The 25,941-nt window shown below is 53.8% G+C and carries 24 protein-coding genes and 1 tRNA gene; 10 read left to right on the top strand and 15 right to left on the bottom strand.

What is annotated here, in order from left to right; translation table 11 throughout:
- Positions 1-31: 31 nt before the first annotated feature.
- On the bottom strand, positions 32-613 hold the full coding sequence (locus tag Q0721_RS02200) for a YdcF family protein (protein ID WP_299024840.1): 582 nt from the start codon (positions 611-613) through the stop codon (positions 32-34).
- 48 nt (positions 614-661) lie between these two features.
- Positions 662-1,834: a PatB family C-S lyase gene (locus Q0721_RS02205; RefSeq protein ID WP_299024842.1), complete on the bottom strand. Its 1,173-nt coding sequence runs from the start codon at positions 1,832-1,834 to the stop codon at positions 662-664.
- A gap of 115 nt (positions 1,835-1,949) precedes the next feature.
- Here Q0721_RS02205 and Q0721_RS02210 point away from each other — a divergent pair, with 115 nt between their 5' ends.
- The 4 genes from Q0721_RS02210 (at position 1,950) to Q0721_RS02225 (ending at position 5,203) form a co-directional block, all read left to right on the top strand.
- The gene (locus Q0721_RS02210; RefSeq protein WP_299024844.1) at positions 1,950-2,882 is read left to right on the top strand and encodes a class I SAM-dependent methyltransferase; all 933 of its coding nucleotides are present in this window, start codon (positions 1,950-1,952) and stop codon (positions 2,880-2,882) included.
- A gap of 30 nt (positions 2,883-2,912) precedes the next feature.
- Positions 2,913-3,770 carry a pyrroline-5-carboxylate reductase gene (proC, locus tag Q0721_RS02215; protein ID WP_299024846.1) on the top strand — a complete coding sequence of 286 codons (858 nt, stop codon included), beginning with the start codon at positions 2,913-2,915 and terminating at the stop codon, positions 3,768-3,770.
- A gap of 17 nt (positions 3,771-3,787) precedes the next feature.
- Positions 3,788-4,651, top strand: coding sequence for a DUF6159 family protein (locus tag Q0721_RS02220; protein ID WP_299024848.1), 864 nt, complete (start codon positions 3,788-3,790; stop codon positions 4,649-4,651).
- Between the two features lie 108 nt (positions 4,652-4,759).
- Positions 4,760-5,203, top strand: a complete 444-nt coding sequence (locus Q0721_RS02225; RefSeq protein WP_366519156.1) for a CBS domain-containing protein — start codon at positions 4,760-4,762, stop codon at positions 5,201-5,203.
- Here the strand turns inward: Q0721_RS02225 and Q0721_RS02230 are convergent.
- Positions 5,150-5,989, bottom strand: a complete 840-nt coding sequence (locus tag Q0721_RS02230; RefSeq protein ID WP_299024852.1) for a cyanophycinase — start codon at positions 5,987-5,989, stop codon at positions 5,150-5,152. The genes Q0721_RS02225 and Q0721_RS02230 overlap by 54 nt on opposite strands.
- 75 nt (positions 5,990-6,064) lie before the next feature.
- Here Q0721_RS02230 and Q0721_RS02235 point away from each other — a divergent pair, with 75 nt between their 5' ends.
- The 4 genes from Q0721_RS02235 to Q0721_RS02250 all read left to right on the top strand — a co-directional run bounded on the left by Q0721_RS02235 (position 6,065) and on the right by Q0721_RS02250 (position 11,899).
- Positions 6,065-6,946: a crosslink repair DNA glycosylase YcaQ family protein gene (locus tag Q0721_RS02235; RefSeq protein WP_299024855.1), complete on the top strand. Its 882-nt coding sequence runs from the start codon at positions 6,065-6,067 to the stop codon at positions 6,944-6,946.
- Complete coding sequence (locus Q0721_RS02240; protein ID WP_299024857.1) at positions 6,943-7,932, top strand: hypothetical protein; 990 nt, start codon at positions 6,943-6,945, stop codon at positions 7,930-7,932. Before Q0721_RS02235 ends, Q0721_RS02240 begins: the two co-directional genes overlap by 4 nt.
- Before the next feature lie 64 nt (positions 7,933-7,996).
- The gene (locus tag Q0721_RS02245; RefSeq protein WP_299025157.1) at positions 7,997-11,452 is read left to right on the top strand and encodes an alpha-amylase family glycosyl hydrolase; all 3,456 of its coding nucleotides are present in this window, start codon (positions 7,997-7,999) and stop codon (positions 11,450-11,452) included.
- Between the two features lie 90 nt (positions 11,453-11,542).
- Positions 11,543-11,899 carry a 4a-hydroxytetrahydrobiopterin dehydratase gene (locus Q0721_RS02250; RefSeq protein WP_299024860.1) on the top strand — a complete coding sequence of 119 codons (357 nt, stop codon included), beginning with the start codon at positions 11,543-11,545 and terminating at the stop codon, positions 11,897-11,899.
- On the opposite strand, the gene Q0721_RS02255 is transcribed toward Q0721_RS02250, so the two are convergent.
- From Q0721_RS02255 to Q0721_RS02270, 4 genes are read right to left on the bottom strand one after another with little or no spacing between them, the layout of a single operon-like run.
- Entirely contained in the window at positions 11,900-13,303 is a 1,404-nt protein-coding gene (locus tag Q0721_RS02255) for a glycoside hydrolase family 13 protein (protein WP_299024862.1), read from the bottom strand. It lies immediately after the preceding gene.
- The gene (locus Q0721_RS02260; RefSeq protein ID WP_299024864.1) at positions 13,290-14,390 is read right to left on the bottom strand and encodes a 2-dehydropantoate 2-reductase; all 1,101 of its coding nucleotides are present in this window, start codon (positions 14,388-14,390) and stop codon (positions 13,290-13,292) included. The genes Q0721_RS02255 and Q0721_RS02260 overlap by 14 nt, the downstream gene beginning before the upstream one ends.
- A gap of 1 nt (position 14,391) precedes the next feature.
- On the bottom strand, positions 14,392-15,318 hold the full coding sequence (fmt, locus tag Q0721_RS02265) for a methionyl-tRNA formyltransferase (protein WP_299024866.1): 927 nt from the start codon (positions 15,316-15,318) through the stop codon (positions 14,392-14,394).
- A gap of 25 nt (positions 15,319-15,343) precedes the next feature.
- Positions 15,344-15,541, bottom strand: a complete 198-nt coding sequence (locus Q0721_RS02270; RefSeq protein WP_299024868.1) for a hypothetical protein — start codon at positions 15,539-15,541, stop codon at positions 15,344-15,346.
- A gap of 176 nt (positions 15,542-15,717) precedes the next feature.
- Between Q0721_RS02270 and Q0721_RS02275 the strand changes: the two genes are divergently transcribed.
- Complete coding sequence (locus Q0721_RS02275) at positions 15,718-17,928, top strand: xanthine dehydrogenase family protein molybdopterin-binding subunit (RefSeq protein WP_299024870.1); 2,211 nt, start codon at positions 15,718-15,720, stop codon at positions 17,926-17,928.
- 15 nt (positions 17,929-17,943) lie between these two features.
- Positions 17,944-18,645: a nitroreductase family protein gene (locus tag Q0721_RS02280; RefSeq protein WP_299024873.1), complete on the top strand. Its 702-nt coding sequence runs from the start codon at positions 17,944-17,946 to the stop codon at positions 18,643-18,645.
- Positions 18,646-18,713: 68 nt separating this feature from the next.
- Here the strand turns inward: Q0721_RS02280 and Q0721_RS02285 are convergent.
- From Q0721_RS02285 to Q0721_RS02320, 8 genes are all read right to left on the bottom strand, one after another.
- Positions 18,714-18,784 (bottom strand) — tRNA-Gln (locus tag Q0721_RS02285).
- A gap of 24 nt (positions 18,785-18,808) precedes the next feature.
- Positions 18,809-20,350, bottom strand: coding sequence for a glutamate--tRNA ligase (gene gltX, locus Q0721_RS02290; RefSeq protein ID WP_299024874.1), 1,542 nt, complete (start codon positions 20,348-20,350; stop codon positions 18,809-18,811).
- Between the two features lie 9 nt (positions 20,351-20,359).
- Positions 20,360-21,463: an FtsW/RodA/SpoVE family cell cycle protein gene (locus Q0721_RS02295; protein WP_299024876.1), complete on the bottom strand. Its 1,104-nt coding sequence runs from the start codon at positions 21,461-21,463 to the stop codon at positions 20,360-20,362.
- Between the two features lie 14 nt (positions 21,464-21,477).
- Entirely contained in the window at positions 21,478-21,747 is a 270-nt protein-coding gene (minE, locus tag Q0721_RS02300; protein ID WP_299024878.1) for a cell division topological specificity factor MinE, read from the bottom strand.
- Positions 21,744-22,550, bottom strand: a complete 807-nt coding sequence (minD, locus tag Q0721_RS02305) for a septum site-determining protein MinD (protein WP_366519157.1) — start codon at positions 22,548-22,550, stop codon at positions 21,744-21,746. Before minD ends, minE begins: the two co-directional genes overlap by 4 nt.
- 24 nt (positions 22,551-22,574) lie before the next feature.
- A complete protein-coding gene (gene minC, locus Q0721_RS02310) occupies positions 22,575-23,291 on the bottom strand; it encodes a septum site-determining protein MinC (protein ID WP_299024882.1) in 717 nt (238 codons plus the stop codon).
- A 57-nt stretch (positions 23,292-23,348) separates the two neighbouring features.
- Positions 23,349-25,439, bottom strand: coding sequence for a penicillin-binding protein 2 (mrdA, locus tag Q0721_RS02315; protein WP_299024884.1), 2,091 nt, complete (start codon positions 25,437-25,439; stop codon positions 23,349-23,351).
- Complete coding sequence (locus Q0721_RS02320) at positions 25,432-25,941, bottom strand: hypothetical protein (protein ID WP_299024886.1); 510 nt, start codon at positions 25,939-25,941, stop codon at positions 25,432-25,434. Before Q0721_RS02320 ends, mrdA begins: the two co-directional genes overlap by 8 nt.

Raw genomic sequence — 25,941 nt, forward strand, 5'->3', positions numbered from 1 at the left:
GCAGGGCTGCGCTCTTGCAGCCCTGTGTTTTTTAATCCCCGCGTATGCCCAGCCAGTATCCCATCAGTTTGATCAATTCACTCAGTGTTGCTTCCCATCCCTGTCGGCTGAACATCCAGGTTGCTGAACGATACCAATGCCCCTGCACCGCCCGCACACGCACCTCAATCCCGCTCCCGCGGTACACAGAACGGAAGATGAGGCGGGTACGCAAGGTGTGGTATGGATCAGTGATGACCAGTACTGACCTGACCCCTAACTCCTCTAATTTCTCGCGGGTATATCGAGCCTCTTCATAGGTACTGCTGGCACGCTCACGGGTAAAATGAATTGCTTCACCTGGAATTCCCTTTGAAACCAGTTCATCGGCATTCCAGTTCTCCGCACGTGACCCCTCGGCCTTCGTTAACAACACGACATCCGCCCCAATTTGACGGTAGGTTCTCAGCACCTCCTCCAGGCGATCCTTACCCCCACCGCTCAACAATACCAATGCCTCACTAGGGCGCAGGGGGTCTGACGTGATCAGAGCGGCTCCAATCCCCCATAGTAGAGCATAGCCGAGTATCCATGCGAGTGCTGCGCCTAGAAGAACCCCTAAAATTGTTCCCAAACATGTTCCAGTGCGTGATCGGTGCTCATTCACCGCCCACTAACCCATTCACGAAACCATTTTGGTTCTTTCGAGCGCCGCCTTCATGCGCAATAGACCCTGCTCGAGCGTTGCACGAGGACAACCAAAGTTCAGACGCACAAAACCACGCCCCTCTGCACCAAAATCACGTCCGTTATTCAACGCAACCCGCGCCTCATTGAGGAAAAATTCGTAGGGATTCGGCTGCAAATCCAGACCTCGGCAGTCCAACCAGGCTAGATAGGTGGCCTCGGGTGGTTGCATCTCCAAGCCGGGTAACTCATTTTGGACATACTCATACAAATAGTTACGGTTGGACTCCAGGATCTTCAACAAGTGTTGCAACCATTCCGCACCTCGAGTATAAGCAGCCTCAGCGGCAACCAACCCCATAATGTTCATTCCGCCCCCCAGATCATGCACCAGTTGCTTAAGCGTCTTACGCAAAGCGGGATCCGGCACAACGGCAAATGCAAACTTCAACCCGGCCAGATTAAACGTCTTGCTAGGCGACATGAGAGTCACCGTCTTGCGGGCAATCGCTTCATCCAAAGTAGCAATTGGAATATGAACATGCCCAGAGTAGGTCAGGTCACAGTGAATTTCATCCGAACAAATTACCACATCCTGTTCCAGGCAGGCCTCTGCCATGATCCAAAGTTCCTCGCGGGTGAAGACCCGCCCTACTGGGTTATGCGGATTGCAAAGCAAAAACATGCGGGTCTCCGGCGTTAACGCAGCCCGAAAGCGATCTCCATCCACATAATAACGCCCGGCTGCATCTCGGGAAAGAGGCAAACGCTGATCTTTCATTCCCGCCTGACGCGCCACGTTGAGAAAAGGGGGATAAACCGGTGTTTGGATTAAGAGTCCACTGCCCGGGGTTTTCAACGCCAATGCGACCAAATTAAAGCCGCTGACCACACTGGGCACAAATACAATTTCTTCTTCGCTGACCCGCCATTGATAGCGCGCTTCCAGCCAGGTCATAATGGCCTGCTTCAGTGACGGCGGGTCAATGGCGTACCCATAAATCCCATGTTCAACCCGCGCTCGTAATGCCTCAATGACCTTCGGCGGTGAAAGGAAATCCATGTCAGCAACCCACATTGGGAGAACATCTTTGGCATACGCCCGCCATTTCAAGCTCTCAGTAGTGCGGCGATCCGGAAAGGTGTCGAAATTAAAAGGCTTCTCCATGGTTTCTGTTCCCAATGAGATTGGAATACCCGCATTATACTCGCATCGGCCTTGCCCACCATTAAATTCAAAGTTTTAGGTAGTGGTATACTAAATTTCAATTATCGGATAGTTTATGAAATCTTCTTTCCGTATGCCAGCCCAAGGACACCCTCTCCCTCAAGTGAGTCCCCCCCAACTGCTTGTGCTTACCTCACCTGAGTGGGAAGATTACGCCCTCTTGGATAGCGGCCAAGGGCTGAAACTGGAACGTTATGGGAATTATCTCTTGGTGCGCCCTGAAGCCGAAGCCATATGGAAGCCTGCCCTCCCGGCCAAAGCCTGGGCCCAAGCTCATGCTCGTTTCCAGCCCCTCAGCGAGGAAAGTGGTGGCACTTGGGAACTCCTGCAAGCCATTCCCGACCGCTGGTCAGTTCGCTACAAAGATTTGCATTGTTGGATTCAACGCAGTACCTCACGCCACGTAGGCCTTTTTCCCGAGCAGGCCAGTCAGTGGGATTGGATTCGGGAACGCATTCGCGCAGCAGGGCGTCCCATTAATGTTCTTAACCTTTTCGGCTATACAGGTCTGGCTACATTGGCAGCCGCGCAAGCCGGGGCGCACGTCACCCATGTGGATGCTTCACGCAAAGCCATTGCTTGGGCCAGGGAAAATCAGAGCCTCAGCGGCCTACAGGATGCCCCTATTCGTTGGATTGTGGATGACGCCTTAAAATTCGTCCAACGTGAGGCACGCCGCGGTCACCGCTATGAGGGCCTAATTCTCGACCCACCAAAGTTTGGCCGGGGGCCGAAAGGTGAAGTCTGGGAATTCTATAAACTCCTTCCCAACCTCCTCCAGGCCTGTCGCGAGGTGCTGGCATCTGAACCGATCTTTGTCATCCTCACGGCCTACGCCGTCAAAGCCTCAGCCATCACGCTTTACTACGCTGTTTCAGAAATGATGAGTACCTGGAAAGGTCGCACCGAAGCCGGTGAAATTGCCCTGATCGAAACCAGTGCGGGGCGCCTTTTGCCCACTGCCATCTTCGCCCGCTGGTCCACCTGAATTTATGCCAAAGGAGGTCTGTCAGATTCCATGAACGAACAAAGCATCGCTATCATTGGGCCGGGGGTTATGGCCGAGGCCATCATCGGTGGCTTAATTCGCCAGCATGTGGTCACGCCAGCCCAGATCATTGCAGCCGGCCCGCGGCCTGAACGTGGACACGAGTTAATCGAACGGCATCACATCCGCTTCACCACCGACAATGCTGAAGCCGCTCGTGGGGCCGATGTCGTCATTCTTGCCGTCAAGCCCCAGCGCCTTGAAGCCGTACTCGTGGGATTACGCGATCAAATTCGGCCTGAAGCGCTTGTCCTCTCCATCGTCGCTGGCGCTCCTATTCAAAAAATCGCTCGTGCCCTCAACCACGCCGTCATCGTTCGGGCCATGCCCAATACCCCCGCCCAAATTGGGCAAGGCATCACAGTGTGGACTGCCTCGCCGGCCGTAACAGGTCCGCAACTCGAATTGGCTCGCCAGATCCTGAGTGCACTCGGCCAGGAAGTATTTGTAGAAGAAGAAAATTACCTGGATATGGCCACTGCGCTCTCCGGTACTGGGCCCGCCTACGTGTTTCTCTTCATGGAAGCCCTCATTGACGCTGGCGTTCACTTAGGCTTTCCACGCCGGATCGCCGAGCAATTGGTTGTACAAACCCTGCGTGGCTCTGTGGAATACTATGCTCTCCGCCGCGCCCATCCGGCTTCCTTGCGTAACGAGGTGACCTCACCCGGTGGCACCTCTGCAGCTGCACTCTACTATTTAGAGAAAGCGGGCTTTCGTACCGCCATTAGCCGCGCAGTTTGGGCCGCCTTCGAGCGCTCTCAACAACTCGGGCGAGGCAAAAACAGTCAGCCCCCTGAGAACGGTGAGGTAAAAGAACAAGCCTGATTTAGGGGGAGGCTACCATGCTAGAAAAATTACGCAATTCATGGGAATTGGTGAAAGCCAGTGCCCGTGTCCTGGACGCAGATAAAGAATTATTGATCTTTCCCATCATTTCTGCCATGCTAACCCTACTGGTTAGCCTGACTTTCTTTTTACCACTGGTTGTGTCTGGATTTGTGGACAATATCCTTTTTGGGAACGCCCAGATAACGGGGATCATTGTGCTTTTTATTTTCTACCTCATCCAGTACACGGCTATCTTCTTCATGAACACCGCCCTGGTGGGCGCGGCTTTGATGCGCCTGCGCGGAAGCGATCCCACTTTCCGCGATGGTCTAAACATTGCCTTCGCGCGCTTTGGGGCCATTATAGGTTATGCGGTGATTGCGGCCACAGTGGGCGTGTTGCTCAAACTGGCCTCTCGGCGCCAACGTGGCCTTGGTCGCTGGATCACTTCACTGTTCGGTCTTGCCTGGAATCTAGCAACTTTCCTGGTGGTGCCCGTTTTGGCAGCCGAGGACGTAGGTCCGATTGACGCCATCAAACGTAGTGCCGCTTTGCTCAAGAAGACTTGGGGAGAGCAGATCGTAGGCAACGTAGGATTAGGGACAGTGTTTGGATTGGCTGGCACCCTGATCACCCTGGCCATGATCCCGCTTGTCCTACTTGGGCTTCAGTTGCCCCAGCCCGGTTGGTTCATTGTGCCACTGATTCTGGTGTATATCCTACTTCTAATGCTCCTGAGCCTCCTCCAATCCACTCTGAGCGGCATTTACACCGCAGCAGTCTATCAATATGCGGTTACGCACGAGCCAGGGCCGTTTTTTGATCCTGAAATGATCCACAATGCTTTTCAGCCCACCCAACGGCGCCACTCACTATAACCACTTCACACTCCCCCACTTGCATATCGGGCGATCTTTCTGGTATATACTCAAATGAGAGCCTTTCAATTCGATGGGGTAGATTTTTCTGTTGAGGAGGATGCCATGATCAGCACCGTTCGCCAGATTTTACAAAACAAATCACCTGAAGTGTGGTCGGTCACTCCAGACACCACTGTTCTGGATGCCCTGAAACTGATGGCTGAGAAAGACATTGGGGCTGTGCTGGTGATGGAAGGAGAACGTCTTGCGGGTATTTTCTCCGAGCGTGACTACGCACGCAAAGTCCCGTTACTGGGACATTCAGCCGAAAACACCCCGGTGAAAGCCCTAATGACCCCTGAGGTTTACTGCGTTGGACCTCATCAGACCGTTCAGGAATGCATGGCCCTAATGACCGCCAAACGCATTCGCCATCTCCCTGTAGTTGAGAATGAGAAGGTGATCGGGATCGTCACCATTGGCGATGTGGTTAAGGCGGTCATTTCGGACCAAGCGCTATTGCTTGAAGAGATGGAACATTATATTAGCGGAACGGGTTACGGGCGATAACGACCTCTCGAAAAGTATCCTCGCACTGTTGTCCACCTGCGTACCTGGCTCTGCCAGCAACCAAGGCAGTGCCCCCCAGGTCAGAGATTGTCCTGCGCCCAGTTGCATGATCCACATGCTTCTTTCGCTGGATGCATTGTCTCCCCTTACAGCCGTGATCAAGGTAACCTGACCAGCGCCTACCACTTGCACTCCCCACGGCCCCATGATTACACCTGTGGCCTCATCCACGCCCAACCCTAACCAGCCAGGACAATCGAGCATGATTCGCCACAGGGCTTGGTAGCGACCGCGTTGGTGAAAGTGAGGAACTATCACCGCGCGGGGCAACATACCCAAGGCAAATTCCCAATGGGGAGTCAATGAGTCCTCTAAGCCGCCGACCAACGTGCCCATAGCTGCCGCACCGGCCGAAATTCCGCCAACCACCACCCCCACAGTATGTGCCTGCCACAACATACGATGCAGCCGCGTCCCCCGTACCACCCTGAGCAAGCGCTTTAAGTCTCCACCGAGAATCAACACAGCGCTGGTGTATGCCAGCGCGCGTACCAGTGCCCGATCTTCAGCCTGAGTACGCTCCCACACAGGTAATATAGTTGGTGGATAGCGAAGACCCAGCACTTTGAGTCCGTTGACATAATCCTGGACTGCCAACGGGTCGTGGCAGGCGGTCGGAAGAATCACAACCCGTGCCGAGGCTCCACCTGCTACGTTAAGGAAAGCCCTAAGGCACTCGCTGGTTGAGGTAATTCCTCCTCCCATGATCATCGTAATTGTTTGCATTGTCACTTAGCCTCCTGGACCTTAAAATCATTATAATGAAAAGCCATCTTTACACGTTAGATCCAGAGTGTTCTAATGACCTCTCAACCTAAGGCGCTCATAATTTCTGATGAACAGCTAACCATCTATCGTGCGCAGAGCTATCGCTATCTTCCATCCCTCCGGTTACGCTCGCGCGATGAAGCCATTCATTTCGTCAATGAACGTGGTTTTGTGCTTTTCTGGCCCGCGCAAGGGCTCACCATGCCCAGCCTCTGGGTCGCTACCGCGGGGAACCGCCCGGTAGCCGATGCTCATGACGATCCCGGTCACATTTGCTGGGATTGGAAGGACAGTCTTTTGGGCAAACGCGTCTGGTATTATGCACGAGTGCTACGGGGGAAAAATACCCTCATCGCTTTAGATGTGCTCCCTTACTTCTATGCTCTCTCGCCCAATTACGGCGATCCCGAGCACGACTATCTCGACCAGTACCGCGATGGACTGCTAACCCTTGAAGCCAAACAGGTCTACGAAGCCCTTTTGAACGAAGGCCCCTTAGATACACTGGCACTCCGACGTGCGGCTCGTCTGAATAGCCCGGAAAGCACTTCACGATTCGAGCGTGCGCTGACTATATTGCAAACTCAATTCCGCGTGCTACCGGTAGGCACAGCAGAAGTTGGCGCCTGGCGCTATGCCTTTGTTTATGATGTTACCCACCGCCACTTTCCTGAACTGCTCTCTCAAGCAGCCACACTCCACGAAGACGAGGCCCGGGCCTATCTTCTCCGGCGCTATCTTCTCAGTGTAGGCGCCATCAACCTCTCCCACCCCTTAGGTCTCTTCGGTTGGCGCGAAAATGAGATGCAGCGCGCACTTCGCCGCCTCGAGCGTGAGAGTTATGTCCTGCGAGGAATAAGGTATGACCGCTCTAACGAAGAGTGGATTGCCTCTCCTGAATTCTTTGCCTTATGAAGAACCTTCCCAACCTCGTGCTCCACATGGATTGGAGTAGCCAGCCTGCCAAACGCTGGCTAGCCTGGGCGATTTGCTCTTCTTCACAGACCTACAAAATTTATGCCCCCATACCCGTTTTCTCCGGTGAAGAAGTTTGGAGTTTCGTCCACACATTGCTTCCCCGCGATGGATGTGCCCTGATTGGCTGCGATTTTCCCATCGGATTGCCTCTTGAGTATGCCCGCAATATTAACAGCCGTAACTTTTTGGACTTTTTGGATCAACTCGAAGCCGGTGCATGGCCAGATTTTTTCAAAGTCGCTACTCGACCCGAAGAGATAGCACCTGGGCGCCCCTTTTACCCTGCCCGCGCTGGCGGTAAACGCATCCAGCATCTCGTTCAAGGGCTTAAGGTTTCTTCCTCACAGGCACTATGGCGCCTATGTGACCGCGCCACCCCGTACCGACGTGCCGCCGCCCCGCTCTTTTGGACGCTGGGCGCACAACAAGTAGGTAAGGCTGCTCTCTCAGGATGGCGCGAAATCCTGATCCCTGCTCGTCATTTTGGGTTTCCACAAGTCAGGTTTTGGCCTTTCCAAGGCTCTTTACAGGCCTTACTCCGGCCTTCAACCATCATCATTGCGGAAACCTACCCTGCCGAGTATTATGCACCTCTGGGCCTAAATCTTCGACTTACCTGTCCTGGTTTACGAAGAGGAAAACGCTCTCCTCACACACGCCAGTTGAATGCACCCCACCTCCTGAGCGCTATGCGAGACCTGGGGGGACACCCTATGCCCGAACTCGTGCAAGCCATTGAGAAAGGCTGCGGTACCTCCCCTACCGCTGAGGATGCTTTCGATGCCCTAGTTGGATTGCTCGGGATGCTCATGGTGCTGCGTGGCCGGTTACCCGCCGATCCTCCTGCAGAAGCCCCTAGCGCAGTCGAAGGCTGGATTTTGGGAATGCGCATCGAAAAGAAGGGCTATAATGAAATAAGTTAGTCATACATCTCTACCTCTTCTTACATTCATTCATTCATTCACCCATATTTGGAGGCCCAGCGTGATGGAGTTTCACATCTCCCGGCGTGCGCGTGAGCGTTATCAGTTTGACGAAACATTGTTTGCCTTCAATGGTCATGTTATCCTAGCAGACTTCCAGGCTGCCCGTCGTTTTGCCCAAAAAATGAATCTTCAACGCGACCTCACCCGCCACCCCGAAAAGGTGGTTCGCGCCGGCGACATTAATGCCATGGGATTAATAGATGAGATTTTGCATTTGGTAGCCGCCCTTTACCGCCAGCAGAAAAACCCCCGAGTTTTGCAACAGGCCCTAGCGTGGTTGGAGGAGCGCCTGGGCAAAACCCGCCTGGATCACACCTTGTTGGAATTCGTACGCGAATTTCCACCCTTACCGGTTTACCGCAAGCAAATCAGCCCCGAGGACTACCTGGAAGGACACAGTGGCGGATTGACTCATCGTGAAGCCACCCTCGAAGAACTGCTTTTGCTCTGGGTCAATAATCGCAACCCGGCGCTTGATCCCTATCTGGAACTCTTTGACGAGGAACATCTGCGTCAAGAAACAGCCTATGCCGCTCTGATTCGTGAGCTCTATCAATACTTATCCACCCAGCCGACCTTTGGCCCAGACAATCACAACCTTGTGGATATGATGCGCGCTCCGGCGATCGCGCATCCTCATTCCCTTTACGAGCAACTTGAATACATCCGCCAACGCTGGGGATACCTCCTGGGGGAGTACCTGATCCGCCTGCTTAAGAGTCTGGACCTGCTCAAAGAGGAACAGAAATCGCCCTTTTTAGGGCCGGGCCCAACTGAGATTCCCACCTATGCCCATCTAGAAGGTGAGCCTGAGGCTTTTAGCCCTGATCGTGAGTGGATGCCCCGACTGGTACTTATTGCCAAAAACACTTACGTCTGGTTAGACCAACTCACCAAGAAATACGGACGGCTCATTCACCATTTGGACCAGATCCCGGATGAAGAACTAGATACGCTGGCTCGCTGGGGCATCAGCGGTTTGTGGTTGATCGGTCTGTGGGAGCGCAGTCGCGCTTCTGCGCGTATCAAACAACTCTGCGGCAACCCCGAAGCCCTGGCCTCCGCTTACTCACTGGCCGAATACCGTATCGCCGATGACCTAGGGGGTGAGGCCGCTTACCAAAATCTGCGCGAGCGCGCTTGGCAGCGTGGCATTCGCCTGGCCAGTGATATGGTACCTAATCACATGGGAATTGACTCGCGCTGGGTGATTGAGCACCCCGATTGGTTTATCAGTCTAGATCACAGTCCCTTCCCTTCCTACACTTTCAATGGGCCTGACCTGTCCAGCGATCCACGAGTGGGCATATTCCTTGAGGATCACTATTACGACCGTACCGATGCAGCGGTAGTCTTCAAGCGGGTAGATTACTCCACCGGGGCCGCCCACTACATTTACCACGGCAACGACGGCACCAGCATGCCTTGGAACGACACTGCCCAGTTGAACTACCTCAAGCCTGAGGTGCGCGAAGCAGTAATGCAAACTATTTTAGAGGTAGCGCGTAAATTCCCCATCATTCGCTTCGATGCGGCGATGACCCTTACTAAGCGCCACTACCAGCGCTTATGGTTTCCCGAACCCGGCACTGGGGGAGCCATTCCTTCGCGGGCCGAATTCGGGCTTACCCGCCAGGAATTTGACCGCTTGATGCCCAACGAATTCTGGCGCGAAGTGGTGGACCGTGTGGCTCAAGAAGCACCAGATACCTTGCTCCTGGCTGAGGCCTTTTGGCTTATGGAGGGCTACTTTGTACGCACACTGGGCATGCATCGTGTCTATAACAGCGCTTTCATGAACATGCTCCGCAACGAGGAAAACGCCCAATATCGCGCTTTGATTAAGAACACCCTAGAATTCGAGCCCGAGATTCTCAAACGCTATGTGAACTTTATGAACAACCCTGATGAACGCACTGCAGTGGAGCAATTCGGCAAAGGGGATAAATATTTCGGTATCTGCACCCTCATGTGCACACTTCCAGGCTTACCCATGTTCGGTCATGGACAAATCGAAGGATTCGCCGAAAAGTATGGCATGGAGTTCCGTCGCGCCTACTGGGATGAAACTCCTGACGTGGACCTCATCGCCCGTCACGAACGGCAAATCTTCCCTCTGCTCCACCGCCGTGCCCTGTTTGCCGAGGTGGAAAACTTCTTGCTCTATGATTTCTACACTCCTGAGGGAACAGTTAACGAAGATGTGTTTGCTTTCTCCAACCGCTTGGGGGACGAAAAAGCCTTGGTGGTCTACCACAATCGCTTTGCTGAAACACGCGGCTGGATTAAAACCTCAGTAGGCTTTCTAGAAAAGAAAGGAGGAGAACGACGCCTGACCCAGCGCACCTTGGGAGATGGTCTGGTGCTGAGTCGGGCCCCCGAGACCTTCGTCATCTACCGCGATTTAGTAGATGGGTTGGAATACATTCAACCCGTCTCTGAAATCCATGCGAAGGGGTTATATTTCGAATTGAAAGCCTACCAAGCCCATGTCTTTCTAGACTTCCACGAAGTCACTGATGACGCCAACGGCACTTACCGCCGCCTGTGGGAGCAGCTCCAGGGGCGGGGAGTGCCTAGTCTTTGGAATGCACTCCAGCAAATCCGTTGGCAACCCATCTGGCAACCGTTGCTAGAAATCTACAATCCGGGCTACCTGGGCTACCTGCTTAGCCAACGCCTGACCCAGCCCCAGCAGAACCTGCCACCTCACGTGCTGTCCGAGGCCCAACACAAGATGGAAAGGCTATTGAGGGGCATCGAAGTTCTTACCGGTTGCCGAGATGCCTGGGCCAAGATCCTGGAGAATTTTCAGGCCCGTCTCTCGCTGGTGTTGCACTGGCCAGTCCTCGCCTCCAAACTTGGGTTGCCCACAACCCAGCGCCTCAACCAGGCCCTGAAGGAGCTGCAGGATCGCCTCCTCACCCCTCCTGAGCGTTGGCTTGCTTTGCTCTGCGCCACGTTCTTCATAGAAATTGGCCGTGTCAAAAGCGAGGAAGGGCTCGAAACAACCAGCCTGGATTGGTTCGAAACCTGGCAAGTGCCCCAATTGCTCACTGAAACCGCCCAAGCGCTCGGTCTTTCCCCCGCGCAGGCGCAAACGCTTCCAACAGCCGTCCGCGTGTTGATTGCTCATCAGTTCTGGTTTGAGCAGGACGCTTCCCGTTCCCAAGCAGAAATCATGGGGCACTGGCTGACCAGCCCAGATGTTCAAACCCTCATCGGCCTGCACTCCCACGAGGGCATTCTGTGGTTCCATAAAGAGGGTTTTGAAACGCTGGTTGCCTTAATGCAGGCTGTTGCACTGTTCCCCCTGGCTAGCTTGCCCTCTTGGAAAAGCACCCTTTTCTATGAACGCGTGCTCTCAGTGCATCATATGGGTCAGGCGCTATTCAAAGCCGCTGAGAAAAGCGGTTTCAAGCTTGAGGGGTTGCTCCAGAATCTTGGACAGGGATGACCTTCTACACATTCGGCTGACCTTTGCAATCTGGACTAGTAAGGTCTATAATAAACTTGTCTAGATCAATAGGCATGGAAGGAGATTAACATGAGTGCGTTGGCCGATGAAAGATGTGTCCCGTGTCACGGTGGAGTTCCCCCTATGAACGAGAGTGAGATCGCCCAAATGCTCCCTGAGGTACCGGGTTGGGAGGTTTTGGAAATAGCAAACCAAAAGCGCTTACAACGCACCTTCAAATTCCCCGATTTCGTAGCCGCGCTGGAATTCACCAATCGCATTGGTCAGATCGCCGAGGCCGAGGGGCATCACCCTCTCATGATCACCGAATGGGGCAAAGTCACCGTTGCCTGGTGGACGCATGCCATTGGGGGCCTACATCGCAACGATTTTATCATGGCTGCGAAGACCAACCAGATTTACGCGCAAATGCTTGCCAGTGGGTAATCATACGGGGTGGGCTGCCCAGAACACCCCGTACGGGGGCAGGTGCACCCACAAATGTCCTTCTTCTATCCACCAGTTGAACGCCTCCCCTAAGAGAGGCTGAAGAGCAGGCGCATTAACTTGTCCTAGGGTTTCTAGGTGGATCCCCACGGTGCGCTCATGTGCGCCCGCATTTGCCACCACCAGCACTTGTTCACTAGAATGCTGACGCACAAATGCACAACAACGGCTGGAATCCTCCACACTGATAAATCGGAAATCACCTCGCCGCAAAGCCGTCTTAGCCTTGCGTAACTGAACTAAGCGCTTGACCCATGCCCTGAGGTCGTGATCCCAAAACGATTCGTCCCATGGAAACGCACGGCGGCAATCCGGATCTTTCTCACCTGGCAATCCGATTTCATCCCCGTAATAAATGGCGGGCGCTCCCGGTAGGGCAAACTGAAGCGCAAACGCCATTTTGACCGCTTCACGGTGCCCCCCTAGGACAGTCATAACCCTGGGAGTATCGTGAGAACCTAGCGGAACGTACATCGCCAGACGATTCTCGGGCGCATATGCGTGGATCACACGCTCGACCTCCCCAGCAAACTGGGAGGCCGTTATCTCCCGGTTGAGAAAGCGCAGAATGGCTTCGCGCAGAGGGTAGTTCATCAGGCCGTCAAAGTGCCCCTCACTAACCCAACGCGGATTAACCTCCCAAATTTCCCCCAACAGGTAAGCCTCTGGGTTGATTTGCTTCACCGTTGCCCGAAATTCTGCCCAGAAGTCATCGTCATCAATCTCGTTGGGCACATCCAAACGCCAACCATCAATGCCCTTTTCGATCCAAAAGCGCGCTACGCTCATCAGATACGCCCGCACACGCGGATTATCGGTGTTGAACTTAGGCAGGCTCTTGATCCCCCACCAAGCCTCGTAGCGAGCCGGACCCCGCGAGTAGGCATTAATGGGAAACCTATGAATGTGGAACCAGTCCTTGTACGCGGAATGTTGCTGGTTCTCCAGCACGTCCACAAAAGCAAAGAAGCCCCTTCCGCAGTGATTAAAAACTCCGTCCAGGAGAATGCGCACCCCATGCCGATGGGCATGCGTAAGGAGGTTTTCGAAGTCCTGCATGCTCCCCAAACGTTCATCGATACGGAAGTAATCTGTCGTGTTGTAGCGATGAGTGGAAGGGGAAAGAAATATCGGGTTGAGATAGATAGCGGTGACGCCCAAATCGAGCAGATACTCAAACCGCTGAAGGATTCCTTGCAAATCACCCCCTTGAAAATGATACAAGTCAGGAGGTGTACCCCATGGATGCACATTCGGCGGATCGTTGCTTGGGTCACCATTTGCAAACCGATCCGGAAAGATCTGATAAAACACAGCATCAGCAACCCATTCAGGTACGTTCATGGGTGTAACTCTCCTCTCTGGCACGTTGAACAAGATCAAGCAAGACTTCGGGGCGCTTTTGGAAGGTCGTTAAGGGAAGATCCCCTCGACTCAGCGCTAGCAAGGTTTCATTGAGAACACGATTGATAGGTGTCGGAATGCCCAGACGCTGCCCCCAACGCACCACGGCGCCGTTTAGGAAGTCCACCTCGGTTTGACCGCGTCCCCCATGCAAATCAATGTGTAAGGACGGCATTTTCCGCCCCCGCCCACGGCTGAGAAAAGGACTCAATACGCGTTGACTAAGGCACAGGGGTAAAGTGTTCATGAGAACGACCAATGGGCGCAGCGGCGTGCCCGGTAGATTGACCACCCGGAGCCTTAATGCGCGCATAACGGCCAGTGCTTCACGGACCTGCCCCACTTCCATGGCATACAGCCCCGGATGCGCAAAGATCTCAGCAGGCGTCATATCTAGGATAGCAGCCGAGGCGTTCCCCAGTAGATTGGTCAACAGTTTTGACCATTTCATTGCCATGGCATTAGGATATTCCCGGGCATGTAGCCCTGCAGCATTTAGAATCGCTAAAAGTGGGGGGATTAACTTGTGGTCCCCCGCCACACCTATCCCCCTTAGGCGCTCCAGGACGGCTTCCCCCGGTGCGGGACGAGCGACAGCACTCGTCAGGGTGGCAGAGACGACATTCGACTCACCCACTACTCGGGCTAAAATGGCCTCACTTTCCACCCCGTTCTGCAAGCAGACCAAGGGAGGTAACGCTGCACGGTAGGGAAGCAAGTCACGAGCCAGGGCTTCAACATCATAGGCTTTTATCGTCACCAAACCAATATCGTAAGGCCCCCGAGTGAGCGCTTCGTCTAGCGAGGTGACCAGAAGCGGTTCTGGAATCGTATGGGTCATTCCATTCAGCACCAGACGCAGCCCACGCGCCCGGAGTACCTCAGCGGTTGTTGGTCGCACCAGAAAAACCACCCGCTGACCCGCTAATATCAGACTTGTCCCAATGTAAGTTCCCAGTGCACCCGCCCCTATGCAAAGAAACGACCAGCGTGGAATGGAAGGAAGCTCTAGGGATGCGGAACGCAAATTACGCCTCTCCGTTTATCCAATCTCGTGCTCCACGCAGAAAATCTGCCCCCGCCATGGGACGCTTGCCCGCGGGCTGAACTTCATCCAAAACCAGGCTCCCGGCCACCGTCCCAATCGCCGGACAATTATCCAGAATTCCGCGCTGACCAGGTTGTAGGGCTGTGATGTCCACCTTATGCGCCCGGAGCACTTTTAGTGGGGCACCGCGAAATTCCAGGAAGGCCCCAGGCCAGGGTGTGAAGGCCCGCACCTTACGCACCAACACCTCAGCCGGTTGTTGGCAGTCCAAACGTCCATCCTCTTTCTTGAGCATGGGAGCGTAAGTCGCCAAGCGCTCGTCCTGCGGTTGAGGGACAAGGCGTCCAGCGATATACTCGGGCAGAGTCTCGATCAAGAGTTGAGCGCCCAGCTCTGCAAGGCGTTGACTGAGGGTACCAGCATTATCGTCCTCACGGATGGGTTCCCGGCGTTGGCTGAGAATGGGCCCAGTATCCACTCCCGCGTCCATTTTCATGATGGTAACTCCCGTCTCAACATCGCCATGCAGTAGCGCCGCTTGGATAGGAGCGGCCCCTCGCCAGCGTGGCAATAGCGAAGCATGAACATTTATGCACCCATAGGGAGGTAGATCCAAAACATCCTGACGGAGAATTTGCCCAAAAGCCGCCACCACAATAAGATCGGGTTGCCAGGCCTGGAGTTGCGCCAACGCCTCAGGTTGACGCAGCCTTTCCGGTTGAATAATCGGCAGCCCCAAGGATTGCGCTAGCACCTTGACGGGTGGCGGGGTTAACTTTTGTCCCCGTCCAGCCGGACGATCGGGTTGTGTGACCACCCCAACCACGGAGTAATGCGCTGCCAGTTCCCGCAGGGCCGGCAGCGCAAAATCAGGTGAGCCCATGAAAACAACGCGTAGGGCTTTCATAAAACCAATAGCGATTTGAAAAGTATTAACCTTTCTCTTCGCTCTCTATGACCGCTCGCATCAGTTGGAGAAACTCGTCCCACTCTTCCTGGAAGAAATGCACGGTGAAATTGCCCAATTCCAAATGATAGGTCATCTCGCCGTCGGGTTCTTCTGCCCGCCAGGCCATGTAGTTTTCGGTTTCTGCAATCGTTTCCGTTTTCGGTTCATTTCGTCCGCTCATGATGTCTGCTCCTACCAACGAGATTTGTTTTATTATCCCATATTCGGGCTCAACTCACCAGGGAAATGCGTGACTTAATGTCTGACTTAAGACAAACATAACTTGTATCTCCCAGAGGAGTTGCCTTAAAATTGAAGCAAGGCAGCGATCGAAATCCCATCCTCGGAGGGTAGCACATGGAAAAAGTAGACTATTCTGTGATTGGAAGACCTGTCCCCCGCGTTGATGCCGTCAGTAAGGTCACTGGTAAAGCCAAATACCCAGGCGATCTCTCGATGCCAGGGATGCTCCACATGAAGATACGCTTCGCCGAGCGCCCCCATGCGCGCATTCTCAAGATTGACACCTCCAAGGCTGAGGCCTACCCGGGTGTGGTAGCGGTTTTCACCGCAAAAGATGTGCCGGTCAACGAGTATGGCCTCCAGCAACCCGATCAACCCGTATTGTGCGGCCCGGGTTCTGACAAACCCGGCGCAGATGTGGTTCGTTTTGTCGGGGATCAGGTGGCATTGGTGGTTGCCGAGAGCGAAGAGGCTGCAGCTGCAGCCTGTGACTTAATTGAAATTGAGTACGAAGACTTACCGGTGGTAACCGACCCGCGTGAGGCCATGAAGCCCGGTGCACCACTCATCCACCCGGAGCGTGGCGACACCAATGTATGTGTGCATTACAAGATTCGCAAGGGAAACATTGAAGAGGGATTTGCCCAAGCCGATGTCATCGTTGAAAGCGAGTATCAACTTCCTTTCCAAGAACATGCGTATCTACAACCTGAGGCAGGTCTGGCTTACGTAGACGATGAAGGGCGGGTCACGGTGCAAGTCGCCGGACAGTGGACGCATACCGATCAGAAGCAAATCGCCCACGCCTTGAACCTGCCGCTGGAAAAGGTACGGGTTACCTATCCCGCCATTGGGGGTGCCTTTGGGGGGCGGGAAGATATGTCGGTGCAAATTGTCTTGGCCTTAGCCGCTTGGAAATTAAACCGACCGGTGAAGATCGTCTGGTCACGGCGTGAATCCATTATTGGGCACGGTAAGCGTCATCCTATGTATGTCCGTGCGCGATGGGGGGCCACCCGCGAAGGTAAACTTGTGGCCGCCGAAACCGAGGTAATTGCCGATGCCGGGGCATACCTCTACACCACCAACAAAGTCTTAGGAAACTCTACCGTGGTGCATACCGGACCCTATTTCATTCCTCATGTAAAAGCGGATGTGTATGGCGTTTATACCAACAATTTGCCCACCTGCGCCTTCCGTGGATTTGGTGCCCCTCAGGCGAATTTCATCGCCGAAATGCAAATGAACAAGTTGGCCGCAGCACTAGATATGGATCCGGTAGAGTTTCGACTGAAAAACGCCCTACGCGAGGGACAAACCCTAGCTGTGGGTACAACTCCCCCAGACCCCATTAGCATCTCCGAGGTGATTCGCGCGGCTAGTGAGCGCTTCGGCTGGGAACAACGCAAACGTGAATTAGCCCACCAAGATCCCCAAGCCACCGTAAAGCGGGGCATTGGCTTTGCCAGTGGCTTCAAAAATGTTGGTTTCAGCTTTGGCTATCAGGAAAACTGCTGGGCTCGCATTGAATTGCATGGCGCAGAAGAGATTGAACGCGTGGTGCTCCATCACGCCGGGGCTGAGGTTGGGCAAGGCGCCCATACCATCATGGTGCAAATGGCGGCTGAAGCGCTGGGCGTGCCAGTTGAAAAAGTCACTCTTATTGCCCAGGACACCCTGAATATGGGCAACGCGGGCAGCGTCTCAGCTTCGCGGATGACCTTTATGGCCGGTAATGCCATTCGGGGAGCTGCTGAAATCGCGCTCCGCAAGTGGAAGGATGAAGAACGCCCGGCCATTGGCGAGTATACCTACCTAGCCCCCAAGACCACCCCCTTTACCCCAGAAACTGGCTACTCGATGCCCAATTTTGCCTATGCATACGCTGCACAGGCTGTCGAAGTTGAGGTAGATACTGAGACTGGTCAAGTGCGCGTGATTCGCGTGGTCTCCGCGGATGATGTGGGACAGGCCATTAACCCCCAGTTGGTGGAGGGCCAAATCGAAGGCGCCGTGGTGCAAGCCCAGGGCTATGCCCTGCTGGAAAACTTCATCATGAAAGACGGTTATGTCCTGACCGATCAACTAAGCACCTACCTCATTCCCACAGTTCTCGATATCCCCGAGAAAGTAGAACCCGTGATTGTTCAAATACCCGATCCTCGTGGGCCTTGGGGAGCACGAGGTGTGGGAGAATTACCCTACCTACCACTCACACCCGCTGTTCTGGCGGCCATTCACAACGCTACGGGGGTATGGATGCATGCTTTTCCAGTCACCCCAGAGCGTCTGTGGCAGGCTCTCCAGGCCACCCGTACATCTTGACCTAAAGGACACTCAATGGCAGAGAACTGGCGTATCTTTATTCGGGATGCAGAAGAACAACAGGAACTCACCGAGCCGGTGGCGCAGCTGGAGAACAGTCCAACAGGCCTGATAGTGCATTTACAAAATGGCGAGACTCGTCAACTAGCGGCACAACTTGCCGAGGTAGACTTTGCCAATCACACTGTCTGGCTGACGGCTCAAACCCAGCCGCCCATCATCTCCTACATTTTCCGTCGCCGCAGTGTCCGCAAATACACCGCCGAGCCGGTCAGTGATGAAGCAATCGACCTCCTGCTCAAGGCTGCCATGGCAGCACCTTCCGCCAACGACGTACGCCCATGGGCATTTGTCGTGGTGCGCGAGCCAGAACGCCGACGCGCACTGGCCGCCATCAAGCAGTGGGCCTTTATGTGTGCAGAAGCACCGGTCGTCTTTGCGGTATTGGGCAATCCTAATCTTTCAGACCACTGGATCGAAGATTGCAGCGCGGCGGCCGAGAATCTGCTCCTAGCAGCCGCAGGGCTGGGGTTGGGAGGTGTTTGGGTGGCCATTTATCCCCGCGCCGAATACGAGAAGAAAGTGCGCACCTTGCTTAACATCCCTTCCCTCTGGCGTGTCCTTTGTTTACTGGCCATCGGGCATCCTGCGGAGCACAAGCCCCCACGCACACGGTATGAAGCCAGCAAGGTTTACTACGAAACTTTTGGAGGATAACAGCTCCTCCGATTCACACCAAATAAAAACGGGCTTCATTCGAGAAGCCCGTTTTTAGTATTTTGAGGCTGGGGGCGATGGATTCGAACCACCACACGCAGATCCAGAGTCTGCTGTCCTGCCATTAGACGAGCCCCCAGCGTTTTGAGCGTTTTTTATTCTATCATGACTCCAAAGTCGTGTCCAGAGATTTGGAGGGCGGTTCCTCGCTTTGTAGCAGACCCTCTAGGAGATGAATGGCCTGCTCCATACGTTGCAGAACCTTTTCGCGCCCGATCACTTCCATGCTCTCAAACAAAGGAGGGCTTACCTTCTGTCCCGTTATCGCCACCCGCATTAGCCCGAAAACTTGTCCGGCGGTCAAGCCGCTTTGGGCCACAAATTCGCGCATGAATGGCTCGGCAACCTCAGCACGAATATCAGGGAGGTCTTCCAGCACCTTTCGAACGCGCCGCGCCAGGTCAAGGGATTCGGCTACGTTGAGCCCCTTAACTACCAAATCTTCGGGGGCAGGAACTACGTCTTCCTTGAAGAAAAACCCTGCCATATCTGGCGCTTCGTCCAAACCACCAATGCGTTCCCGGATCAAGGGAATGATGCGAAGCAAGCGCTGATCATCTACTTGATAACCTCGTTCAAGAAAGAAGGGCTTGACCCGACGCGCTAGTTCCTCGGGCGGCAACGCTCGAATGTGAAGTCCATTGAAATGATCAAATTTGGAGAAATTGATTGCCGCAGGAGCCGGATTGAGACGTTCCAACGAGAACTTTTCAATCAGGTCCTGCATGGTGAAAAACTCCGTGTGATCATCATACGACCAGCCCATCAGGGCAATCCAGTTGACCACCGCCTCGGGCAAGTATCCCAGACCTCTCAAGTCTTTGATAAAAATGGAATAACCATCCTTCATCAGGTCCGCGGCTTCGCGCTTGCTCATTTTGCCTTTGCCGCTGGGTTTGAGAAACACTGAGAGATGCACCCAAGTTGGCTCTTCCCAACCAAATGCACGGTAGATCAAGCCGTGCAGAGGAAAGGTAGGCAACCATTCCGAACCGCGGATAACGTGTGTAATCTTCATCAAATGATCGTCCACCACTACTGCCAAATGATAAACGGCGTATCCATCTGATTTGACCAGGATGTAATCATCAATGGTGCGATTTTCTACGGTAATGTCCCCGCGTAAGAAGTCACGTACGGTGGTAACACCCTCCTTCGGGGTCTTGAAGCGAATCACATGTGGCTCCCCTGCCGCTACGCGCCGCTCCGCTGCGACTGGATCTAGCCGCCGACAGGTACCATCATAGTGCGGTGGCTCTTTACGCCGCTGCTGCTCTTGGCGCATGGCTTCGAGGCGCTGCGGTGAACAAAAGCAATAGTACGCATGTCCCTGTTCCACCAACTGGCGGGCATATCGTTGGTAAATCTCCTTGCGCTCCGATTGCCGGTAGGGACCATAAGGGCCGCCAATGTCTGGGCCTTCATCCCACTGAATCCCCAGCCAGCGCAGCCCTTGCATGATTTCCTCCTCAGCACCGGGCACTAAACGTTTACGGTCCGTATCCTCAATGCGCAAGAGAAATTGTCCCCTGGTTTTTCGGGCGAGGAGATAAGCATAAAGGGCTGTACGTGCTCCGCCCAAATGCAAGTGCCCCGTAGGCGAAGGGGCAAAACGGGTACGCGCCGGTTTCGAATAATCGTTCATATGCCTCCATTAAAAATCAAGTGTGGTGCGATGGACTGCAACACTTTCCACCAAACCAATTGCCAGTACAAGCGAAAGAAGTGAACTCCCGCCATAACTGACAAAAGGAAGTGTCAGACCCGTCACTGGGATAACATTTAGATTGACCCCAATGTTGACGGCGGTCTGGAAAAATAGCAGAGTAGCCACACCATAAGCAATCAGCGCCCCAAAGCGATCACTGGCATGGCGGGCTATATATAGACAACGCAAAATCACAAAAACGAGCAAAGCGATTACCAACATCGCCCCCACAAAGCCAAATTCTTCAGCCATCGCAGAAAAAATAAAGTCGGTATGACGTACCTTGAGAAAGCGCAACTGCACCTGGCTACCATTACCGTATCCCATCCCAAACAAACCACCTGAACCAATGGCAATCAACGCCTGTTCAACATTGTACACATTACCATGCCGGGCATTCGGGTCGGGGAAGAGAAAACTGACAATGCGTTCCTTTTGGTAATCGGCCAGGTAAGGAAAAGCCAAGACACTTCCAACGGCTGCCAGAAGCCCAAAAATCGCCAAATAATGCACCGGTAAACCACTGATCCACAGCAGGGAAAACCAAATGACCATAATCACTATAGAAGTGCTCAGATTAGGTTGTAACAGGATCCACACCACCACCCCGGCAGTCAGGATGAAACTCCGCAGCACCCAAGCCAGGTTCTTGGGTGCTTCCGCTGTGCGGGCGAAATAATCTGCCAACACCAGAATCATGATAATTTTGACCAATTCGGAGGGCTGGATCAGGATGATGCCAGTATCAAACCAACGCGCCGAGCCAAAAAGCGCCCGTCCCAGAATGTAGATCCCAATCAATGAAAGCAAAGCCAACCCGTATAGTAAGCGCGTCAATGAAGCCCAGATCCGATAATCAATCAAGGCCGTGCCTAGCAAGACCATCAACCCTATCGAAACATAAATGATTTGACGAGTGACCGATTCGGCTAGCTGGGCGTTCCCGGCAATGGCCGAACGGATCATCACAATCCCAAAAATGCACAGAATTAGAACTGCGCCGAAGAGCCAAAAATCAAAGCGGCGCCAGGTCTCACGTCGCAATAACATCGTCAAATCCTACCTCATCCACTCCGCGGGCGGCGCGCTGATTTTATGGGAATATCCGCCACCAAGCGTTGCTCACGCCCATCCTGAGTCAGATTGATGACCACCGCTCCGGGATCGATTTCCACGTGTTTTGAGATAACCGCCAATAATTCGTTTTTCAGGTTATCAAGTAGGGCTGGCGATAGATCCGTGCGATCGTGGATCAGGACGAGTTTGAGACGCTCCTTCGCCTGATCAGCGCTCTTGGTCTTATTTCCCAATAACTGCTCCAACCAGTTGCTCATCCCGTTGTCCCTCCGGAGCGGAATAGTCGTGTCAGGCGTCTCAGAAAGCCATCACTATCCTCCAGACTCAGGAAAGGTACGTTTTCTCCCATCAACCGTCTGGCAATATTCTGAAAGGCCAATCCCGCCCGTGATTTCCCATCCAGGGCCACTGGTTGCCCTTTGTTGGTGCTAATAATCACGTGCTCATCTTCCGGGACAATTCCGATCAATTCCACTGCCAGTAATTCCAATACGTCATCTGCGTTGAGCATGTCCCCGCGACGGGTCAGGTTTGGATTAACCCGATTAAGGACAAGGCGAACCGGCCCCTTTTCTTCGGCTTCCACAATCCCGATTATTCGATCAGCGTCACGAACGGCCGAGACTTCTGGATTAGTGACCACCAGCACTATATCTGCTGGAGCAAGCGCATTACGAAAGCCGCGCTCAATTCCAGCCGGCGAATCAATCAGAATCCAATCAACTTCTGGCCGTAACTCTTCACACAGGCGGTTCATATCGCTAGGAGAAATCGCATTCTTATCGCGAGTTTGAGCAGCGGGAATCAAATAAAGTTCGGGTAGACGCTTATCCCGAATCATAGCCTGGCGCAATCGGCAACGGCCTTCCACGACATCCACTAGATCATAGACAATACGATTTTCCAAACCAAGCACAACATCCAAATTACGCAGTCCAATATCCGCATCAATGCACACCACTTTTTGGCCTAATGCGGCCAAGGCCACCGCTACGTTGGCGGTCGTAGTGGTTTTGCCCACGCCGCCTTTGCCCGAGGTTACAGTTACGACCTTTGCCACCATTCCACTTTCCTCTCCGCACAATTATTTGCTCTTCCAGGGCTCCAGGACAATCTGGCCGTTTTCCAGTCGCGCCATCATCGGTTCAGTTTTACGCCGCTTCCCCGTTTGGATCACCGCAACCTGGTCTGCAATTCGCAATTGCACTGGTGCCATTTCCAAAGCGCAAATGACAGCCGCCGTATTGCCCTCAGTGCCCGCATGCACGGTACCGCGCAAACGTCCCCATACCACCACACTCCCGCCAGCGTAGATTTCTGCACCCGGGTTCACTTCGCCGATCACCACCACATGACCGCGCGTGCTCAAGCGGTAACCCGAGCGTAGTGTTCGCTGCACCAGAACCGCATTTTCTCCCTCGAGATCGGTCTCACCACGCCGCGACGGCCGCTCCAGGCGCGGCGAAGGCAAGCAAGTTGCCAACCCCAGCACCTGGGCAGTTCGCTCGGTCACAGGTGAACTGCTCAACACAGCCCATAACGAGACCCCTAGATCACTAAGGCGATCCCGCAGGCTACCCATTTCCGCAGCATGAATGATATGATTGCCCACATCAATGGCCAGACGCGCTCCCTTGAAGAAGGTAGCCTGTTCCTCAATGTAAGTAAGCAGCGCTGCCCGGAGTTCTGACCACTCGCCCTCACCAAAGGTCACCAGCAGGCCTTCCCGAATGCCCTTGATCTGAACGCGCCTGTCTACTGCGGTCGGCATGGAGGAAACCCTTGCATCATCTGGCATCATATCGCCTTTCATTATAGCAGATGTGTCCAGCGTGGCTCATATTTTGAGTGCATTGCCTTAGGGCAAGGTACTTCCGGCACCTTCTATATCCACCTCTTTCAGTTTGAAGTAAGCCTCCATAACTCGCCGTACCACGGGTGCGGCTAAGCGCGCCCCTTCATCGCCGTTGTAAACAAAGGCCACAACGGCAATTTCAGGATTGTCGAAAGGAGCATATCCCACGTACCAGGCATGTGCCGGCCAGTTCCCTGGCTGGCATAGGTTTTTAGCTTGGGCCACGTTATCGCAATATTCGGCTGTCCCGGTCTTGCCGGCTGAGGGGATCGGAAAACCCTCAAAGATGCTTGAGGCAGTGCCACTGACGACTACTTCGCGCAAACCCTCTTGCACTTTCTTGACTACCCAGGGGGCTACCGTCTTCATCTCGCCGGTTTGCAAGTAGTTCTCATCGTACACATGAATGACCGGATCCTGAGTGATATCCCACAACATCTTGGGCTCAAAGGGCTGCACCACGTTCCCTTCGCTATCCAAAACCTCACGCACAATGGTAGGTTTCATCAACTTACCATCGTTAGCGATCGTCGCCATGGACACCAGCACTTGTAAAGGCGTAGAAAGGACGTAACCCTGCCCAATAGTTGCAATATACGTATCTCCGGTAGACCAGTTTTCACCCACGTTGATGCGCTTCCAATCGGGGTCTGGGATCAGGCCATCCTGCTCCCCCGGCAACTCAATTCCCAGCACACGGCCATAGCCGATGGCTCTGGCGTATTCGCCTAGGCGCCAGATATTTAATCCCTTGGGTACCTCATTCCTATACCCGCCCCCCACCTTGTAAAAATACACATCGCAGGATTGGGCCAAACCGTGGATAAAGTCTAGATCACCATGTCCGCCCCCGGTAATTCTGTAGGTGTAACATACATAGTCGCGCGTGCGGGGGTTGGGGTCGTTCTCGAAATAGCGTTCTTCAACCGTGATCTTGCCTGGATCATTGATTTTTTGCTCGGGTGTAACAACCCCTTCGTTCAAGATTCCCAAAGCCGCTGCTAGTTTAAACACCGAGCCCGGTGGATGCTCAGCAGAAATAGCGTGATTGAGTAGCGGGCGATAAGGATCTCGCTGGAGTTGCTCATAGTAATAAGCGGGGATGAAGCGCGCCATGCGATTGTTTTCATAACTTGGGTAAGACACCATCGCCAGAATCTCGCCGGTCTTGGGATTCATAGCAATTACCACACCGCTGGTATAACGCTGCTCACCAAAATATCGATTCCAGCGATCCATCCAGTTCACCAAGGCGGCCTCGGCAGCGGCCTGTAAACGTGTATCAATAGTGAGTTTGATCGAGTAGCCCGGCACGGGTTGCTCAGGAGGCTCCAAATCGCGTAAAATCTGGCCCGCCGCGTCGACCTCAACTACCCGCTTCCCATTCTGACCGATCAGCAAATCATTAAGCGAGTACTCTACGCCGGCAAATCCCACTTTATCGCGGTTGGGGAGGAAGCCACGTGCCCGGTAATCTGCCTCTTCACTGGCCGGAATAGGCCCCAGGAATCCCACCACGGTCGAAGTCAGCGAACCTGTCGGATATTCGCGCACCGACTCAACCTCTATCCCCACACCGGGCAGATCCGCAGCCCGTTCGCGAAGGATCATCGCCGTGCGTTGGTCAATATTACATTTGATCTGAATGGGCCGGTAAGGAGCGTTGGTGTCACCAATGTACACAATTTGCGCGATCCCCAAATCGGTAGCACAAGGGGTGAAATTGCGCACAGTCTCCTTATTGATCTCCCCATTATTGACCGGTACACCGATCAACTGGGAGAGCTGGCGGTAAACCTCCTGAATGCCCCCCTCATCAGCAGGCAATTCGGCAGGAGTGATAACCACGTTATAGGATGGTACATTTTTCGCCAGGATGTAGCCGTTGCGGTCATAAATCAGGCCACGTTGGGTCGGTAAGCTAATTTCCATGGTGCGATTATCTTCCGCGCGAATCCGATAATTCGTCCCCTGCAGAATCTGCAGGTTAAAAAGGCGCAGGACGTAAAAGCCGATCACGAATGCGATCAACGCATAAAATACGGTCAATCGCCAGTGCTCAAATGGATGTGGGTGTTCCATTGGTTCATGCATTTTTCACCACCGTCTCGGGATACAGCCAGTTCGCTAGATCATTAAACAACGCGTACACTGGAAAAGCGAGCACAATGTTGAGGAAAAGGCTGGGCAAAGTTACATGGGTTAACGCACTTTCCCAGGGCAGGGGGCTTCCACTAAACTGTAGCACCACAATCGTCAAAGCATGATATATTAGCGTCCCCCAAAAGGTCACGAAAAGCATGGCCAGTAGGGGGATTTGCCACACCTGGCGACGGATCATCCTTGCCAAGGCGACAACCAAACCATATCCAATCAAGGGCAACAGCAGTGGCATTCCGGAAACCCATCCTACTAGAAGCCCCCCCGCCAACACCCAGACTAAAGCAGACCGGACACGTTCATGCAGGGCCCAGGCAATTAGTGCTAGCAAGATAAGATCACCGCTCCCGCTCAAGAGGGTGAGACGACTAATGATGGCGGTTTGAATCATTAATAACCCCCCAAGTAACGGAAAGGCCAGCCAATCTGCCAGCAT

This window comes from uncultured Thermanaerothrix sp. (genome assembly GCF_938028735.1).
Classification (GTDB): Bacteria; Chloroflexota; Anaerolineae; order Anaerolineales; family Anaerolineaceae; genus Thermanaerothrix.

Coding starts and splice junctions, on each gene's coding strand:
- gltX (WP_299024874.1), bottom strand. CDS start 20,350: ATGAACGATTATTCGAAACCGGCGCGTACCCGTTTTGCCCCTTCGCCT.
- minE (WP_299024878.1), bottom strand. CDS start 21,747: ATGAGCAACTGGTTGGAGCAGTTATTGGGAAATAAGACCAAGAGCGCT.
- Q0721_RS02220 (WP_299024848.1), top strand. CDS start 3,788: ATGCTAGAAAAATTACGCAATTCATGGGAATTGGTGAAAGCCAGTGCC.
- Q0721_RS02320 (WP_299024886.1), bottom strand. CDS start 25,941: ATGCTGGCAGATTGGCTGGCCTTTCCGTTACTTGGGGGGTTATTAATG.
- Q0721_RS02280 (WP_299024873.1), top strand. CDS start 17,944: ATGGCAGAGAACTGGCGTATCTTTATTCGGGATGCAGAAGAACAACAG.
- Q0721_RS02210 (WP_299024844.1), top strand. CDS start 1,950: ATGAAATCTTCTTTCCGTATGCCAGCCCAAGGACACCCTCTCCCTCAA.
- Q0721_RS02245 (WP_299025157.1), top strand. CDS start 7,997: ATGGAGTTTCACATCTCCCGGCGTGCGCGTGAGCGTTATCAGTTTGAC.
- Q0721_RS02205 (WP_299024842.1), bottom strand. CDS start 1,834: ATGGAGAAGCCTTTTAATTTCGACACCTTTCCGGATCGCCGCACTACT.
- Q0721_RS02240 (WP_299024857.1), top strand. CDS start 6,943: ATGAAGAACCTTCCCAACCTCGTGCTCCACATGGATTGGAGTAGCCAG.
- Q0721_RS02230 (WP_299024852.1), bottom strand. CDS start 5,989: ATGCAAACAATTACGATGATCATGGGAGGAGGAATTACCTCAACCAGC.
- Q0721_RS02235 (WP_299024855.1), top strand. CDS start 6,065: ATGACCTCTCAACCTAAGGCGCTCATAATTTCTGATGAACAGCTAACC.
- minC (WP_299024882.1), bottom strand. CDS start 23,291: ATGATGCCAGATGATGCAAGGGTTTCCTCCATGCCGACCGCAGTAGAC.
- mrdA (WP_299024884.1), bottom strand. CDS start 25,439: ATGCATGAACCAATGGAACACCCACATCCATTTGAGCACTGGCGATTG.
- Q0721_RS02250 (WP_299024860.1), top strand. CDS start 11,543: ATGAGTGCGTTGGCCGATGAAAGATGTGTCCCGTGTCACGGTGGAGTT.
- Q0721_RS02270 (WP_299024868.1), bottom strand. CDS start 15,541: ATGAGCGGACGAAATGAACCGAAAACGGAAACGATTGCAGAAACCGAA.
- fmt (WP_299024866.1), bottom strand. CDS start 15,318: ATGAAAGCCCTACGCGTTGTTTTCATGGGCTCACCTGATTTTGCGCTG.
- proC (WP_299024846.1), top strand. CDS start 2,913: ATGAACGAACAAAGCATCGCTATCATTGGGCCGGGGGTTATGGCCGAG.
- Q0721_RS02295 (WP_299024876.1), bottom strand. CDS start 21,463: ATGTTATTGCGACGTGAGACCTGGCGCCGCTTTGATTTTTGGCTCTTC.
- Q0721_RS02255 (WP_299024862.1), bottom strand. CDS start 13,303: ATGAACGTACCTGAATGGGTTGCTGATGCTGTGTTTTATCAGATCTTT.
- Q0721_RS02275 (WP_299024870.1), top strand. CDS start 15,718: ATGGAAAAAGTAGACTATTCTGTGATTGGAAGACCTGTCCCCCGCGTT.